This window comes from Sphingomonas adhaesiva (assembly GCF_036946125.1).
Taxonomy (GTDB): domain Bacteria; phylum Pseudomonadota; class Alphaproteobacteria; order Sphingomonadales; family Sphingomonadaceae; genus Sphingomonas; species Sphingomonas adhaesiva_A.
In genome coordinates this window covers 605970-619401 of record NZ_JAQIJT010000001.1, presented here as the reverse complement: position 1 = coordinate 619401, position 13432 = coordinate 605970, and the positions used below count along the sequence as shown (strand labels likewise).

Sequence of the window (13432 nt, the reverse complement as noted above, 5' to 3'; positions counted from 1 at the left end):
GGATGGCCGACGATCCCTTCGCCCTGTTCGACACCTGGTACGCCGAGGCGCGCGAGCACGAGATCAACGATTCGAACGCGATGGCGCTCGCGACCGCCGATGCGCAGGGGCGCCCGTCGGTGCGGATGGTGCTGCTGAAGGGGCATGGCCCCGACGGCTTCGTCTTCTACACCAACCGCGGCAGCCGCAAGGCGGATGACCTCGCCGCCAATGCGCAGGCCGCGCTGCTTTTCCACTGGAAGTCGCTGCGCCGCCAGATCCGCATCGAGGGCGCGGTGACGACGGCCACCGATGCGCAGAGCGACGCCTATTTCGCCACCCGCGGGCGCGACTCGCAACTGGGGGCATGGGCCTCCGACCAGTCGCGCCCGCTGGACGAACGCGCCACCTTCGAAAAGCGGTTCGAGGCGGCGAAGGCGCGGTTCGAGGGCGGCGACGTTCCCCGCCCGCCCTTCTGGGGCGGTTATGTCGTCGCGCCCGAACGGATCGAATTCTGGCAGGATCGCGCGCACCGCCTGCACGAGCGACGCCTCTTCACGCGCACCGCGGCGGGCGACTGGAACGAAGGGTTGCTGTACCCATGACGCAGGACGAACGCCGCCGCGTCATTCCCCTCGCCATGCGCGCCGCGCTGGCCAGCGTGGCGATGGCGTGCGCGCTGCTGGTCTTGAAGGGCTATGCCGCATGGCACACCGGGTCGGTGGCGATGCTGGGCAGCCTGGCGGATACCGGGCTCGACCTGCTCGCCAGCCTCGTCACGCTGTACGGCGTGAAGCTGGCCGCGGAGCCCGCGGATCAGGATCATCGCTTCGGCCATGGCAAGGCGGAGGCACTGGCGGCGCTGTTCCAGGTGGTGCTCATCACCGCGTCCGCGATCGGCATCGCGTGGCGCGCGATCGAGCGTTTCTCCAACCCTGCCGTCAACGAGGATGCGGGGCTGGGCATCGCGGTGTCGGGCGTGGCGATCGTCGCGACGATGGTGCTGCTCGCCTATCAGCGCAGCATCATCCGCCGTACCGCTTCGGTCGCGATCCTGGCGGACAACGTCCATTACCAGTCCGACGTCCTGCTCAACACCGCGGTCATCGGCGCGCTGGTGCTCGACCAGTATCTGGGCGTATCGGGCGCGGACCCGGTGTTCGGCATCGCGATCGCGGCGTGGCTCGCCTGGGGCGCGTTCCAGGCGTCGAGCCAGGCGATCGACATGCTGATGGACAAGGAATGGTCCGACGATCAGCGCGCCGCCTTCGTCGAGGTCGCCGCGCGCCAGCCCGGCATCCGCGGCATCCACGATTTCCGCACCCGCCGCTCGGGCAGCCACGATTTCGCGCAATTCCATATGGAGGTCGACCCGGACCTGACCGTGCGCGACGCCCATGCCATCGTCGAGCGGGTGGAGATCGCGCTGCGCGACACCTTTCCGCGGGTGGAGACGCTGATCCACCTCGATCCGGAGGGGCATGTCGATACCGACAATCCGCTGGTGGAGGCGGACGTCACCCCTCACTGGTTCTCGAAGCGGCTGTAGGCGATGCGGATTCCCTTTACCCAGGTCGACGCCTTCGCGGAGGCGCCGTTCACCGGCAACCCGGCGGCGGTGATGCCGCTGACGCGCTGGCTCGACGATGCCACGCTTCAGGCGATCGCGCAGGAGAACAACCTTTCCGAAACCGCCTTCCTCGTGCCCGACGACAGCGGGGCGGCGGATTTCGAGCTGCGCTGGTTCACCCCCGCGGCGGAGGTGGCGCTGTGCGGCCATGCGACGCTGGCGAGCGGGCACGTCGTGCTGTCGTCCGATACGACGCGTGACCGGGTGACGTTCCGCACGCGACAGGCCGGGGTGCTGGAGGTGGCGCGCGCCGCCGCCGGCTATGCCATGGCCTTGCCCGCCTGGGCGCCGGTCGCCAAACCGCTGCCGGGGATCGTCGAGGTGCTGGGCGTCGAGGCGATCGAGACGCTGTGGCACGAGAAGGGCTATGCCGTGATCGTCGTCGCGGACGAGGCCGCGGTGCGCGCCGCCAGGCCCGATGGCCGCGCGGTCGCCGCGCTCGGGCCGATCGTCCACATCGTCACCGCGCGGGGCGACACGGCGGAGGTCGTCAGCCGCGTCTTCACCGACTTCTACGACATTCCGGAGGACCCGGTCACCGGCTCCGCGCACGCGGTCATCACCCCCTATTGGGCACGGGTCCTCGGCCGCGACGCCTTCTCCGCCTTTCAGGCCAGCACGCGCGGCGGGCATGTCGGCTGCCGGCTGGAGGGCGACCGCGTCATCCTGCGCGGGGGGTGCGTGACCACGATCGAGGGGACGTTCCTGCTCCCCTGACTCTCCGGGGTTGATATCCCACCGAATAGGTGTAGATTGATTCGGGAACGACGAAGGGGATCGTGACCGATGAAGACGATCGTTGCCGCGCTGACCGCATCGGGCCTCGCGCTGTCTCTGGCTGCTTGCGGCACCAACATCGCCAACAACGGCGCCGCGGCCGACGAAGCCGCGGTCAACGACACGATCGTCACCGACGAGGTCCCCGTCGACGCCAACCTCATTGCGACCGGCAACGGCGGCGACCTGTCGCCCGTCGACCCGCCGGTCGAAGAGAACACGAGCGTCGCCAACACGCTCTGACCCGGTTCGCGCCGCCCGCCGCGGCGCTCCGATACCGTCTGGAATGCTCCCTGGACGAACCTGAGCCCGGCCGATCCGTCGCCGGGCTCTTTCTTTGCGCGATCAGGCCGCGATCGCCGCGGCGTCCGTCTCCGCGATCCAGCCGCCGCCCAGCACGCGGTCGCCGTCGTACAGCACCGCCGCCTGCCCCGGCGCGACGCCATATTCGGGCGCATCGAAGACGAGGCGATCGCCGGCCATGCGTGCGGGCACCGGCTTCGCCATCGAGCGCACCTTGGCGGTCAGCGGCCGGTCCAGCGGACCCAGCACGTTCATCGCCTCCAGCCGCGCCGCCGACACCGCCAGGGCGGCGCGCGGCCCCACCACGACGCGTCGCTCCGCCGGATCGAGCCGGACGACGTACAGCGGCTCCGGCGCGCCGCCTAGGTCGAGCCCGCGGCGCTGGCCCACGGTGTAATGCACCAGCCCGCGATGCTCCCCCAGCTTGCGCCCCGCCACGTCGACGATGTCGCCCCCCGCCGCCGCCTCCGGGCGCAACGTCTTCACCAGCGACGCATAATCGCCATCGGGCACGAAGCAGATGTCCTGGCTGTCGGGCTTGTCCGCGACCAGCAGCCCCAGTTCGGTCGCAAGCTCGCGCACCCGCCGCTTCGGCAACGCGCCCAGCGGGAAGCGCAGGAAATCGAGCTGTTGCGCGGTCGTGGCGAACAGGAAGTAGCTCTGGTCGCGCGCCGGGTCGCTGCCGCGGTGCAATTCCGCGCCGTCCGCCCCCATCACGCGGCGCACGTAATGGCCGGTGGCGAGGCAATCCGCCCCCAGGTCACGCGCCAGCGCCAGCAGATCGGTGAATTTCGGCCCCATGTTGCACTGGACGCACGGGATCGGGGTGCGCCCGGCGAGATAATCGTCCGCAAAGCGATCGACCACCTGCGTGCGGAAACGGGATTCGTGGTCGAAGACGTAATGCGCGATCCCCAGCCGGTCGCACACCGCGCGCGCGTCGCGGATGTCACGGCCCGCGCAGCAGGCGCCGGCGCGCTTCGTCGCCTCGCCATGGTCGTAGAGCTGGAGCGTGACGCCGATCGTTTCGGCACCCGTCGCCGCCGCCAGCGCGGCCACGACCGAGCTGTCGACGCCGCCCGACATCGCCACGACGATGCGCCGCGCCCCCGCGCCCAGCTGAAAATCCACCGCATCCATGATGCCCGCATCATACCCGCTAGGCCGGCGCGGCGTAAACCCGTGTAAACGAACCGTTGCACCGGGCTTTACGCGACCTTCAGCAGCGCATGCGTACACCGCCATCTCCGATGACCCGAATTGTGATGGACGACACGGCGCGATGACCGATCCCGACACGCCTTCCCCCTCGCTGCTGAGCACGCTGCGCGCGCGTCAGCAGACGTCGCGCACCGCGCAGGTGGCGCGCACGCTGGGTGCGGGCGGCGCCGATTCGGGTGCGTCCAATGGCGCCTTCAATTCGGCGGCGGCCGCTGCCCTGAACGGTTGGCGCGAGCCATGAAGAGACTGTTTACCGCGCTGTTTTAGAGCGCGTTCAACCCGGCACCCGTAGCAGGTGGACAGTTGATGGAGAGGGGGCCCCCCGCCCCGAACCCGAGGTTAGGAATGATCGAGAACCAAAAGATCCGCCCCGCGAAAGTGATCGGCCCGCTCGGCGAGGCGCTCACGATCGACACGCTGCCGCCCGCGGACACGACCCGATGGGTCGTGCGTCGCAAGGCGGAGGTGGTCGCTGCGGTGAACGGCGGCCTGCTGAGCGTCGACGAAGTGTGCCAGCGCTATGGCCTGACGGTGGAGGAATTCGCCGGCTGGCAGCGCGCGATCGATCGGTCCGGCATGCCGGGCTTGCGCGTCACGCGCATTCAGCATTACAAGACGCTGTACGAACGCCAGCAGAAATATTGATAACCCGCTACGCGCCCGGAACAATAACCGGGTGTCGTGAGTCTTTCCTGTCACAGCGCTTCACTGTCCGGGCGCGTCGCAGGGGAGAATGGAAATGGGTCTCATCATCTGGCTGATCGTCGGCGGCGTCATTGGTTGGCTCGCCAGCATCCTGATGCGCACCGATGCGCAGCAGGGAATCTTTCTGAACATCGTCGTCGGTGTTGTCGGTGCCTTCCTGGGCGGCCTGCTGTTCAGCGGCGGCTCGATCAACAATGCGCCGCTCACGATCTACTCGTTCCTGGTCTCGCTGCTGGGTGCGGTCATCCTGCTCGCGATCGTGAACCTGGTGCGCCGCGGCCGCGTGCGCTAACGGTTCCTTCGACGCGAAGGATGGAGCGGCCGCTCGGGCAACCGGGCGGCCGTTTCCGTTTGCCTTGGCGTCCCGTCCTGTTTGCCGAAGCCGGCGGGAGGCCTGCGCCGCCCGCCGGCGACACCTCTATTTCAGCAGGAACCGCACGCGTACCGTCGCGGTGACATCGGTTTCGCCCGCCATCACCACCGTCGACGAATCGCGCTGCGCCATCGCGCTGACCCGCATCATCACCGGCGGCTGGGGACGCCCGCCGTCATTCTCGCCCGCTTCCTCGATCGATACGATCCGCGCCACGTTCAGCCCCGCCGCGCGCGCATAGAGCGTGGCGCGCGCGCGCGCGCGCGCCACCGCATCGCTGCGCGCCTCGTCCAGCGCGGCGTCGGGGTCGGCCAGCGACATCGCCGGCCCATCGACCTGGTTCGCGCCGGAGCGGACCAGCGCGTCGAGCACGGGACCGGCCTTCTTCACGTCGCGGAACGTGACCGACACGGTGTTCGACGCCTGGTAGCCGGTGATGACCGGCGGCTGATTGTCGGCATAGCGATATTGCGGCGACAGCCCGACATTGCTGGTCGCGATGTCGCGGTCGGCGATGCCCGCCGCCTTCAGCGCCCTGATGACCGCGGCCATCCGCTGTGCATTCTGCGACAGCGCGGTCGCGGCGGTCGCATCCTGCGTCACCACCCCGGCGCGGACGGTTGCGACGTCGGGCGTCCGGGTGGTGCGCCCGGTTGCCATGACGTCCAGCACGGTGCCGTCGGGCACGACCATCGCGGTCGGCACCTGCACCTGCGCCGCCGCCACGGCCGGCACCGCCGCCGTCGCCATCATCACCAACGCCGTCATCGAACGCATCTTGTCCTCCCATCATCACGGATCGCCGTCTGCTGCCCGGCAGCGGAACGCAGCCTGAACGCGCCACCCCGCGGAAAGATCGTGCGCGAAGGCGCCTTGCCGATCGCGAGTCGCCCCCTCTACGATGGTGCATCAGGGGGTGGGCGATGATCCGTTTGGCTATCATGATAGGTGCCGCGAGCGTGCCGGTCGCAGCGCAGGCGCAGGCACGCGGAGCGGCGGCGGAGCGGGCCGATCCGCTCGCCGGCACGCAGCGCCTCGACGGATTGCTGCCGGTCCATGTCGATCGCAACGGCGGGCGCATCCTGCTCTCGCTGCCGCCGGCCGGGCGCGACGGCATCGCCGCCCGACTGCTCTACACCACCGCGCTGCGCACGGGGCTCGGCTCGGCGCCGATCGGGCTGGACCGCGCGCAGCCGGGGCCGGCGCAGATCCTGGTCATGCGGCGGCTGGGCAAGAAGATCGCGTTCGAGCTGGAGAACCCCCGCTTCCGCGCGACCGGCGCCGCGGCGGGCGAACAGGCGGCAGCGGCCGATGCCTTCGCCACCTCGACGCTGTGGCTGGGCGACCTGACTCAAGCGGCGGACGGTCGCCTGCTGGTCGATATCGCCCCCTTCCTGGCGCGCGATACCAAGGGGATCGCCGCCCAGCTCAACACCGCCGGCGAGAAGGGGTGGAAGCTGGTCGATACGCTGAGCGCCGCCGACCCGGAAGCGGTGCGCGCCTTCCCCCTCAACCTGGAGTTCGAGGCGCGGCAGACCTTTGCCAGCGATACGCCCGGGCCGGAGGTGCGCAACATCGCGCCCGATCCGCGACAGGTTACGCTGGTGGTGCGCCACAGCTTCGTCGCGCTCCCCGCGCCCGGCTATGTCGCGCGCGCCTTCGACCCGCGCGGCGGCAGCTTCTCGACGCAGATCCTGGATTTCGCCGCGCCGCTGGGCGGGCAGGTGGTGCGCAACCTCGCCAACCGCTTCCGACTGGAAAAGGTCGATCCCGCGGCGCCGCGCTCCCGCGTCAGGAAGCCGATCGTCTTCCATATCGACAATGCCGCGCCCGAGCCGATCCGCACCGCGTTGCTGGAGGGGGCATCGTGGTGGAAGGGCGCGTTCGAGGCGGCGGGCTATATCGATGCCTACCGGGTCGAGATCCTGCCCGCGGGCGCCGACCCCCTCGACATGCGCTACAACGTGGTCAACTGGGTCAATCGCGCAACGCGCGGCTGGTCCTACGGCTATGCGGTCAGCGATCCGCGCACGGGCGAGATACTGAAGGGCTCTGTGCTGCTCGGATCGCTTCGGGTGCGGCAGGATATGCTGATCTACGAAGGTCTGGTCGGGGCCGCCGGTACCGGAAAGGGCGGCGCGAACGATCCCGCGGTGGTGGCGCTCGCGCGCATCCGCCAGCTCGCCGCGCACGAGGTCGGCCATGCGCTGGGGCTGCTCCACAATTTCGCCGGCAGCACGCAGGATCGCGCCTCGGTCATGGACTATCCCGCGCCGCGCATCGGGCTGGTCGACGGTGCGCCCGACCTGTCGGACGCATACGGTGTCGGGCTGGGCGCGTGGGACGATTATGCCATCGACTGGCTGTACGGCGACCCGACGGGCGCGGCCCCGGATGCCGCCGCGCGCGCCAAGGCCGACGCAGCCGAGCGGCGGGGCCTGCGCTTCGTCTCGGACGAGAATGCGCGCAACGTCGCCGCGTCGCAGCCCTGGGGCAGCCTGTGGGACGACGGCGCCGATCCGACCGCCGAGCTGAACCGCATGATGCGGGTCCGCGCCGCCGCCATCGCGCGTTTCGGCCCGGCCGCGCTCTCGGCCGGCGAGCCCGTCGCGGCGCTGCGGCGCAAGTTCGTCCCCGTCTGGCTGCTCCATCGCTATCAGGTCGAGGCGACGGCGAAATCGCTCGGCGGGGTGCTGTCGACCTATGCGGTCGCCGGCGGTGCGGGGGGCGAGGCCGCACCCGTCGCCCCGGACGTGCAGCGGGGCGCGCTGGACGCGCTGCTCGCCACGCTCAGCCCGGCCGCGCTCGACATTCCCGACCGGCTGATCGCGCAGCTGTCGGCAGGCTGGTCGGGCGAGAGCGACCGGCAGACCGATATCGAGGTGATGCGGATGGCCGGCAGCGCGGTGTTCGATCCGCTCGTCGCGGCGCAGGTGTCGGCGCAGGTGACGCTGGACGCGCTGCTCGCCCCCGAGCGGTTGGCGCGACTGGCCGATCAGCACCGTCGCCTGCGGGATATGCCCTCCCCTGGCGCGGTCGCCGAACGCCTGCTCGCCATCGCCGGACAGCCTTCTACCGACCCCCGCCTCGCCGCCGTCCGCCGCGCGACGGGTACCCGGATCGTCCTCGAACTCGCCCGCGCGGCCGTCGCCCCGGCGACAGGTAGCGAGGCGCGCACCGCGATCGATCAGGCGTTGCAGGATTGGGCGGCGAGGCAAGCCGGCGCCCGCTTCGCCGACCCGGCCGATCGGGCCTGGGCGCTGTCCACCGCGCGGCTGGTACGCGACGAGGAGCGGCTGGCCGCCGCCCTGGCCGATCGCTCCACGGCGATCACGGTACCGCCGGGGATGCCGATCGGCAGCGTGGAAGGCTAGATTCGCGCAGCCAGCGCCGCGCCGCCCAGCGCGAGCGCGTCCTCGATCGCGCCTGTCGCCGACTGCCCGTAGCGGCGCTGCGCGATGATGCGCAGGTGGAAGGTCGCGTATGCCGCGCCGATCGCCGCGGTCGCGCCCAGCACGGCGCCCAGCGCGCGTCGATCACGCGGCGCGGCGGCTGCCCCTGCCAGCGCGCCGGTCGCGGTGCGCGCGATCATCCCGCTGGTGACGATACGATCCGGTGCGGACGCCATCTTGTCGCCGGCCATCTCGCCCGCCGCGAGGGCCAGCGCCCCGGCCGAGAGCAGCGGACGCGCCATCAGACGCGGCAGCATGCCGCCGCCACGCCCCAATTCCGCCGACCGGACGGCGTTCGCGACCACCGCGAGCGGCGTCATCGCGCGCATTCCCGCCACCGCACCCAGCACGATCGAACGCCACATCACCGCTCTCCTCACCTCGACGACGCCGGCAAAAACCGGCGGCGGGCGGATCGGCTCCCTATTCGGCGGGATTCGCGCCCTCGTCGCGGAAACCGATGCGGCCGTGCGGTGCCGCGATCGCGCCCGCCGGCGCGTCGCGATCGATCACGCGCGCGCCGTCGTCGCCGGGACGATAGGTCAGCAGGCGCCGCCCCAGCCATGGCCCGACACGCCGCTCGATCCCGATCGCGAGCGAAAAGCCGGCGGGCACGATCAGCAGCGTCAGCAGCGTCGACAGCGTCAGCCCGCCGATCACCGTGATCCCCATCGGCGCGCGCCATGCCCCGTCGCCCGACAGCGACAGCGCGGTGGGGACCATGCCCGCCACCATCGCCACCGTGGTCATGACGATCGGCTGCGCGCGCTTGTGCCCCGCATCCACGATCGCCGCCCGCGGCGCCACTCCCGCCGCCATCTCCTCCAGCGCGAAGTCGATCAGCAGGATGGAGTTCTTGGCGACGATGCCCAGCAGCATCAGCAGCCCGATGAACACCGGCATCGACAGCGGCTGTCCCGCCACCATCAGCGCCAGCAACCCCCCGAGCGGGGCGAGCAGCAGCGACCCCATGTTGACCAGCGGCGGCAGCAGCCGGCGATACAGCAGCACCAGCACCGAGAAGACGAGGAAGACGCCCGCGATCACCGCGAAGACGAAGTTGACGAGCATCTCCATCTGCCACTTCGCCTGGCCGACGGTCAGCTGCTGCACCCCGATCGGCAGGTTCTTCATCTGCGGCAGCTGGTTGACCTTCTTCATCGCATTGCTGGTCACCACGCCGGGGGCGAGGTCTGCGCCGATCGTCAGCTGGCGCTGCTGGTTGATGCGCTGGATCTTCGTCGGGCCGGAGCCGAAGCCGATGTCCGCCACCAGGCTGAGCGGCACCGAACCGCCGCTCTGCGTCGCCACCGGCAGGTTCTGGATCGTGTCTAGCCGCGCGCGCGCGCTTTCGGCGAGCGCGACGCGGATCGGCACCTGTCGATCGCTCAGCGAGAAGCGCGCGCTGTTCTGGTCCAGGTCGCCCAGCGTCGCGATCCGCACCGCATTCGACAGCGCCGCGGTCGTCACCCCCAGTTGCGCGGCCAGCTCCAGCCGCGGCTTGATGAGGATCTCGGGACGGTTGAGATCGCCCGCGATGCGCGGCGCGAGCAGCCCCGGTATCGTCGCCATCTGCTTCACCAGCGCATCCGCGGTCCTGCGCAGCACCACCGGGTCGTCACCGCCCAGCGTGATCGACACGTCGCGGTTGTTGTCACCGAAACCGAACTGCGACTGGAAGTTGACGCGCGCATCCGGGATCTTGGCTAGATCCGGCGCCAGGCGGCGCTCGAACTCGGTCGAGGTCGTCTTGCGCTTCTCCTTCAGCACCGCGACCACCCGGCCGCTGCCGACGTTGGTACGGGTATAGAGCGTGTCCACCTCCGGCTGGTTGCGCAGCAAGCCGTAGACCCGGTCCACCGCCACCTGCGTCGTGGCCAGCGTCGCACCCGGCGGCATGGTGATCGTCACCGCACTGCGCGGCTGATCGACCGATGGCTGGAACGTCATCGGGATCTGCGTGAACAGGAACACGGTCAGCAGGAAGGCGAGCCCGCCGATGCCGACCGTCCACACGCGGTGGTCGCGCAGATACCCGGTCACGCGCCGTATGCCGCCGCGCCCGCGGATCGCGGACGCCTTGCCCTGGTCGAGCGTCCACACCAGCACCTGCTCGTACATGCGCAGCAGTCGGCCGCCGCCATGCTCCGCGACCCCGCCGGCCTTCAGGAAATAGGCCGCGATCATCGGGGTGATGAGCCGCGCGACGGCGAGGCTCATCAGCACCGCGACCACGACCGTCAGACCGAAATTCTTGAAGAACTGCCCGGACACGCCGGGCATCAGCCCGACCGGCAGGAACACCGCGACGATCGCCATGGTGGTGGCCAGCACTGCCAGCCCGATCTCGTCGGCGGCATCGATCGAGGCCTGGAACGCGCTTTTCCCCATGCGCATGTGGCGTACGATGTTCTCGATCTCGACGATCGCATCGTCCACCAGTACGCCCGCGACGAGACTGAGCGCCAGAAGCGTCATCTCGTTCAATGTGAACCCCATCAGGTCCATGAACCAGAAAGCGGGGATCGCCGAGAGCGGGATCGCCAGCGCCGAGATCATCGTGGCGCGCCAGTCGCGCAGGAAGAGGAAGACCACGACGACCGCCAGGATCGCGCCCTCGATCATGGCGTGAAGCGCGGACTTGTACTGCTCCAGCGCGTATTTGGATCCGTCGATCCGCACCTTGAAGTGGACGCTGGGGTTGCGCTTCTCGAGGGCGTCCAGCTTGGCCTTCGCCTCGCGGAAGACGGTGACGTCCGACGCGCCCTTCGCGCGCTTGAAGTCGAAGCTGAGCGCGGCATGGCCGTCCACCGCGGCGCTGCTGCGCTGCTCGGCATACAGATCCCGCACCGTCGCGACATCGGTCAGGCGAATCGTACGCCCGCCCCCCGCCGCGATCTGCAACTGGCTGAGCGTATAGGCGGTATCGGCATTGCCCAGCACGCGTACCGACTGCTCCGCCCCGGCGATCTCCGCACGGCCGCCCGCGGCGTTCAGGTTCACCTGCGCCAGCTGCTGATTGATCTGGCTCGCGGTCAGGCCGTAGGCGGCGAGCTTCGCGGGATCCAGGATCACGCGGATCTCGCGGCTGACCCCGCCGTTGCGCTCGACCGATCCCATGCCGGGCACCGACAGCAGCTCCTTGGCCACCGTATTGTCGATGTACCAGCTGAGCTGCTCCAGCGTCATGTCGGTGCCGATCGCGGTGAAGCTGCCCAGATCGTTGTCGTTGATCTTCACCCGCTGGACCTGCGGCTCCAGGATGCCTTCGGGCAGGTTCGCGCGGATCTGCGTCACCGCATCGCGCGCCTCGTTCACCGCGCGGTCGACCGGCGTTCCGATCGCCAGCTGGACGAACGTGCTCGATGTACCCTCCGACACGGTCGACTGGATCTCGTCGACACCCTCCAGCGTGCGCACCGCCGCCTCGACCCGCTGCGTCACCTGCGTCTCCAGCTCGCTGGGCGCGGCGCCCGGCTGCGAAATCTGGATGATGACCGCGGGGAAATCGATGTCGGGTTCCTGGTTGATGTCCATGCGGATGAAGCTGACGATCCCCGCGACCGTCAGCATCATGAACAGGACGATCGAGGGAACCGGGTTCCGGATCGACCAGGCGGAGATATTGCGGAAATCCATGACCGCCGCGCTCCTCAGCCGCGCTTGTTCTGGACGACCGGCTTCACCAGCTGCCCGGGGTTCAGGAAGGCGCCGGCGGCCAGAACGACCCGCTCGTCGCCGCTCAGCCCGCTGGCGATCGCCACCTTGTCCGCGGTGACCGTCCCCAACGTCACGTCGCGACGCTGCGCATGGTTCTGCGCGTCCACGATATAGACGTAATTGCCTCGGGTATCGCTCAGCAGCGCCGATTGCGGCAGTTCCGGCTGGGTCGCACCGCCCGCCACGATGGTCGCGGAGGCGAAACCGCCCGGACGCAGCGCGGGGTCATACGACAGCTGGATACGCGCGATGCCCTGTCGCGACTGCGGGTCGATCACCGGCGCCACCTGCCACACGCGTCCCGCGAAGCTGCGCTGCTCGCCCACCGGCGTCACCTGCGCCGACGAACCGACGTGGATCGCCTGCAGATCGCTTTCCGACAGCTGCGCGCGCATTTCCATCTGCCCCTCGCGCGCCATGCGGAACAGGACGCCGCTGGCCGAGCTGACGATCTGTCCCGGCTCGACCCCGCGCGTCAGGATCAGCCCCGCCGCCGGGGCGCGTATATCGAGCCGCGCGTTGCGGGCACGCTGCTCGGACAGCGTCGCCTGCGCCACGCGCAACCGTGCCTGCGCCGCGTCGCGCGTCGCGATACGACGCTGGACGTCGGCCTTCGAAATAAAGCCACGGTCGACGAGCTGCTCGGCGCGCTCCAGCTCGGCCTGTGCCAGGGTCAAATCGGAGCGGGCGACGCCGATCTGCGAGGCGAGGCTGGCGGCGGTCTGCGCCTGGACCGACCGATCGATCGTCGCGAGCACCTGACCCGCGCGGACCCACTGGCCCGGCTCCACCAGCACCTGCGCGACCATCCCGCCCTCGCCGGCTACGCCGACCGGCATCTCGCGCTTGGCGGCAAGCGACCCGGTCGCCGCCACGGTCCGCGCGACCGACTGCGCGCCGGGGACGATGACGGTGACGCTGGGCGCCTGATCCGCCGCGGCGGGCGGCGGCGCGGCCTTGTCGCCCCGCGTCGCGAACCACGCTACCGCCGCGATCACGATCACCGCGACGCCCAGCAGGATCATCCAGCGCCGACGCCGCCCGACCACCGTCGCCTCCGACGAATCGTCGATCGCCAGTCGTTCCCCTTGCAGATTGCCGCTCACGTACGTCATTGCTCCCCTTCCCACGCGGCGTGTATTACGCTTGTAGAGCACCGGAAACAAGGTGTGACAAATCAGTCGTGTCGCGGGAGCGTGGCGAGCGTCGGGGACGCGAGGCGCGGAGGGCGGCGACCGAGAACGCCCACGCGAACGCGCGGCGAGCCGGCGT

13 protein-coding genes are annotated in these 13432 nt (G+C 70.0%); 8 read left to right on the top strand and 5 right to left on the bottom strand.

The features are described from left to right. The first annotated feature begins 2 nt into the window (after positions 1 to 2). From pdxH to PGN23_RS03105, 4 genes are all read left to right on the top strand, one after another. A complete protein-coding gene (pdxH, locus tag PGN23_RS03120; protein WP_335301378.1) occupies positions 3 to 584 on the top strand; it encodes a pyridoxamine 5'-phosphate oxidase in 582 nt (193 codons plus the stop codon). Continuing rightward, on the top strand, positions 581 to 1528 hold the full coding sequence (locus PGN23_RS03115; protein WP_335301377.1) for a cation diffusion facilitator family transporter: 948 nt from the start codon (positions 581 to 583) through the stop codon (positions 1526 to 1528). Before pdxH ends, PGN23_RS03115 begins: the two co-directional genes overlap by 4 nt. Before the next feature lie 3 nt (positions 1529 to 1531). Beyond that, positions 1532 to 2326 carry a PhzF family phenazine biosynthesis protein gene (locus tag PGN23_RS03110; RefSeq protein WP_335301376.1) on the top strand — a complete coding sequence of 265 codons (795 nt, stop codon included), beginning with the start codon at positions 1532 to 1534 and terminating at the stop codon, positions 2324 to 2326. 69 nt (positions 2327 to 2395) lie between these two features. Beyond that, positions 2396 to 2629 carry a hypothetical protein gene (locus tag PGN23_RS03105; RefSeq protein WP_335301375.1) on the top strand — a complete coding sequence of 78 codons (234 nt, stop codon included), beginning with the start codon at positions 2396 to 2398 and terminating at the stop codon, positions 2627 to 2629. A 102-nt stretch (positions 2630 to 2731) separates the two neighbouring features. Here PGN23_RS03105 and mnmA read toward each other — a convergent pair whose 3' ends face one another. Next, positions 2732 to 3829, bottom strand: coding sequence for a tRNA 2-thiouridine(34) synthase MnmA (gene mnmA / locus PGN23_RS03100; protein ID WP_335301374.1), 1098 nt, complete (start codon positions 3827 to 3829; stop codon positions 2732 to 2734). A gap of 142 nt (positions 3830 to 3971) precedes the next feature. Here mnmA and PGN23_RS03095 point away from each other — a divergent pair, with 142 nt between their 5' ends. The 3 genes from PGN23_RS03095 to PGN23_RS03085 all read left to right on the top strand — a co-directional run bounded on the left by PGN23_RS03095 (position 3972) and on the right by PGN23_RS03085 (position 4907). Next, complete coding sequence (locus PGN23_RS03095) at positions 3972 to 4151, top strand: hypothetical protein (protein WP_335301373.1); 180 nt, start codon at positions 3972 to 3974, stop codon at positions 4149 to 4151. 104 nt (positions 4152 to 4255) lie between these two features. Next, the gene (gene sciP, locus PGN23_RS03090) at positions 4256 to 4555 is read left to right on the top strand and encodes a CtrA inhibitor SciP (RefSeq protein ID WP_335301372.1); all 300 of its coding nucleotides are present in this window, start codon (positions 4256 to 4258) and stop codon (positions 4553 to 4555) included. 94 nt (positions 4556 to 4649) lie between these two features. Further along, the gene (locus tag PGN23_RS03085; RefSeq protein WP_335301371.1) at positions 4650 to 4907 is read left to right on the top strand and encodes a GlsB/YeaQ/YmgE family stress response membrane protein; all 258 of its coding nucleotides are present in this window, start codon (positions 4650 to 4652) and stop codon (positions 4905 to 4907) included. Between the two features lie 126 nt (positions 4908 to 5033). Here PGN23_RS03085 and PGN23_RS03080 read toward each other — a convergent pair whose 3' ends face one another. Then, positions 5034 to 5765 (bottom strand): SIMPL domain-containing protein, encoded by a 732-nt coding sequence (locus PGN23_RS03080; RefSeq protein ID WP_335301370.1) that lies wholly within the window; start codon positions 5763 to 5765, stop codon positions 5034 to 5036. 146 nt (positions 5766 to 5911) lie between these two features. Here PGN23_RS03080 and PGN23_RS03075 point away from each other — a divergent pair, with 146 nt between their 5' ends. Further along, positions 5912 to 8362, top strand: a complete 2451-nt coding sequence (locus PGN23_RS03075) for a zinc-dependent metalloprotease (RefSeq protein ID WP_335301369.1) — start codon at positions 5912 to 5914, stop codon at positions 8360 to 8362. Here PGN23_RS03075 and PGN23_RS03070 read toward each other — a convergent pair. Genes PGN23_RS03070 through PGN23_RS03060 form a run of 3 tightly spaced genes read right to left on the bottom strand, consistent with a single transcriptional unit; the run spans position 8359 to position 13275 of the window. Then, on the bottom strand, positions 8359 to 8805 hold the full coding sequence (locus PGN23_RS03070; RefSeq protein ID WP_335301368.1) for a DUF4126 domain-containing protein: 447 nt from the start codon (positions 8803 to 8805) through the stop codon (positions 8359 to 8361). The genes PGN23_RS03075 and PGN23_RS03070 overlap by 4 nt on opposite strands. Positions 8806 to 8863: 58 nt before the next feature. Further along, entirely contained in the window at positions 8864 to 12079 is a 3216-nt protein-coding gene (locus PGN23_RS03065; RefSeq protein ID WP_335301367.1) for an efflux RND transporter permease subunit, read from the bottom strand. Between the two features lie 14 nt (positions 12080 to 12093). Next, complete coding sequence (locus PGN23_RS03060; protein ID WP_443019712.1) at positions 12094 to 13275, bottom strand: efflux RND transporter periplasmic adaptor subunit; 1182 nt, start codon at positions 13273 to 13275, stop codon at positions 12094 to 12096. Positions 13276 to 13432: the final 157 nt, after the last annotated feature.

Excerpts from the sequence above, each read along its gene's own strand:
- pdxH (WP_335301378.1), top strand. The coding sequence starts at position 3 with ATGGCCGACGATCCCTTCGCCCTGTTCGACACCTGGTACGCCGAGGCG.
- PGN23_RS03115 (WP_335301377.1), top strand. The coding sequence starts at position 581 with ATGACGCAGGACGAACGCCGCCGCGTCATTCCCCTCGCCATGCGCGCC.
- PGN23_RS03110 (WP_335301376.1), top strand. The coding sequence starts at position 1,532 with ATGCGGATTCCCTTTACCCAGGTCGACGCCTTCGCGGAGGCGCCGTTC.
- PGN23_RS03105 (WP_335301375.1), top strand. The coding sequence starts at position 2,396 with ATGAAGACGATCGTTGCCGCGCTGACCGCATCGGGCCTCGCGCTGTCT.
- mnmA (WP_335301374.1), bottom strand. The coding sequence starts at position 3,829 with ATGGATGCGGTGGATTTTCAGCTGGGCGCGGGGGCGCGGCGCATCGTC.
- PGN23_RS03095 (WP_335301373.1), top strand. The coding sequence starts at position 3,972 with ATGACCGATCCCGACACGCCTTCCCCCTCGCTGCTGAGCACGCTGCGC.
- sciP (WP_335301372.1), top strand. The coding sequence starts at position 4,256 with ATGATCGAGAACCAAAAGATCCGCCCCGCGAAAGTGATCGGCCCGCTC.
- PGN23_RS03085 (WP_335301371.1), top strand. The coding sequence starts at position 4,650 with ATGGGTCTCATCATCTGGCTGATCGTCGGCGGCGTCATTGGTTGGCTC.
- PGN23_RS03080 (WP_335301370.1), bottom strand. The coding sequence starts at position 5,765 with ATGCGTTCGATGACGGCGTTGGTGATGATGGCGACGGCGGCGGTGCCG.
- PGN23_RS03075 (WP_335301369.1), top strand. The coding sequence starts at position 5,912 with ATGATCCGTTTGGCTATCATGATAGGTGCCGCGAGCGTGCCGGTCGCA.
- PGN23_RS03070 (WP_335301368.1), bottom strand. The coding sequence starts at position 8,805 with ATGTGGCGTTCGATCGTGCTGGGTGCGGTGGCGGGAATGCGCGCGATG.
- PGN23_RS03065 (WP_335301367.1), bottom strand. The coding sequence starts at position 12,079 with ATGGATTTCCGCAATATCTCCGCCTGGTCGATCCGGAACCCGGTTCCC.
- PGN23_RS03060 (WP_443019712.1), bottom strand. The coding sequence starts at position 13,275 with ATGACGTACGTGAGCGGCAATCTGCAAGGGGAACGACTGGCGATCGAC.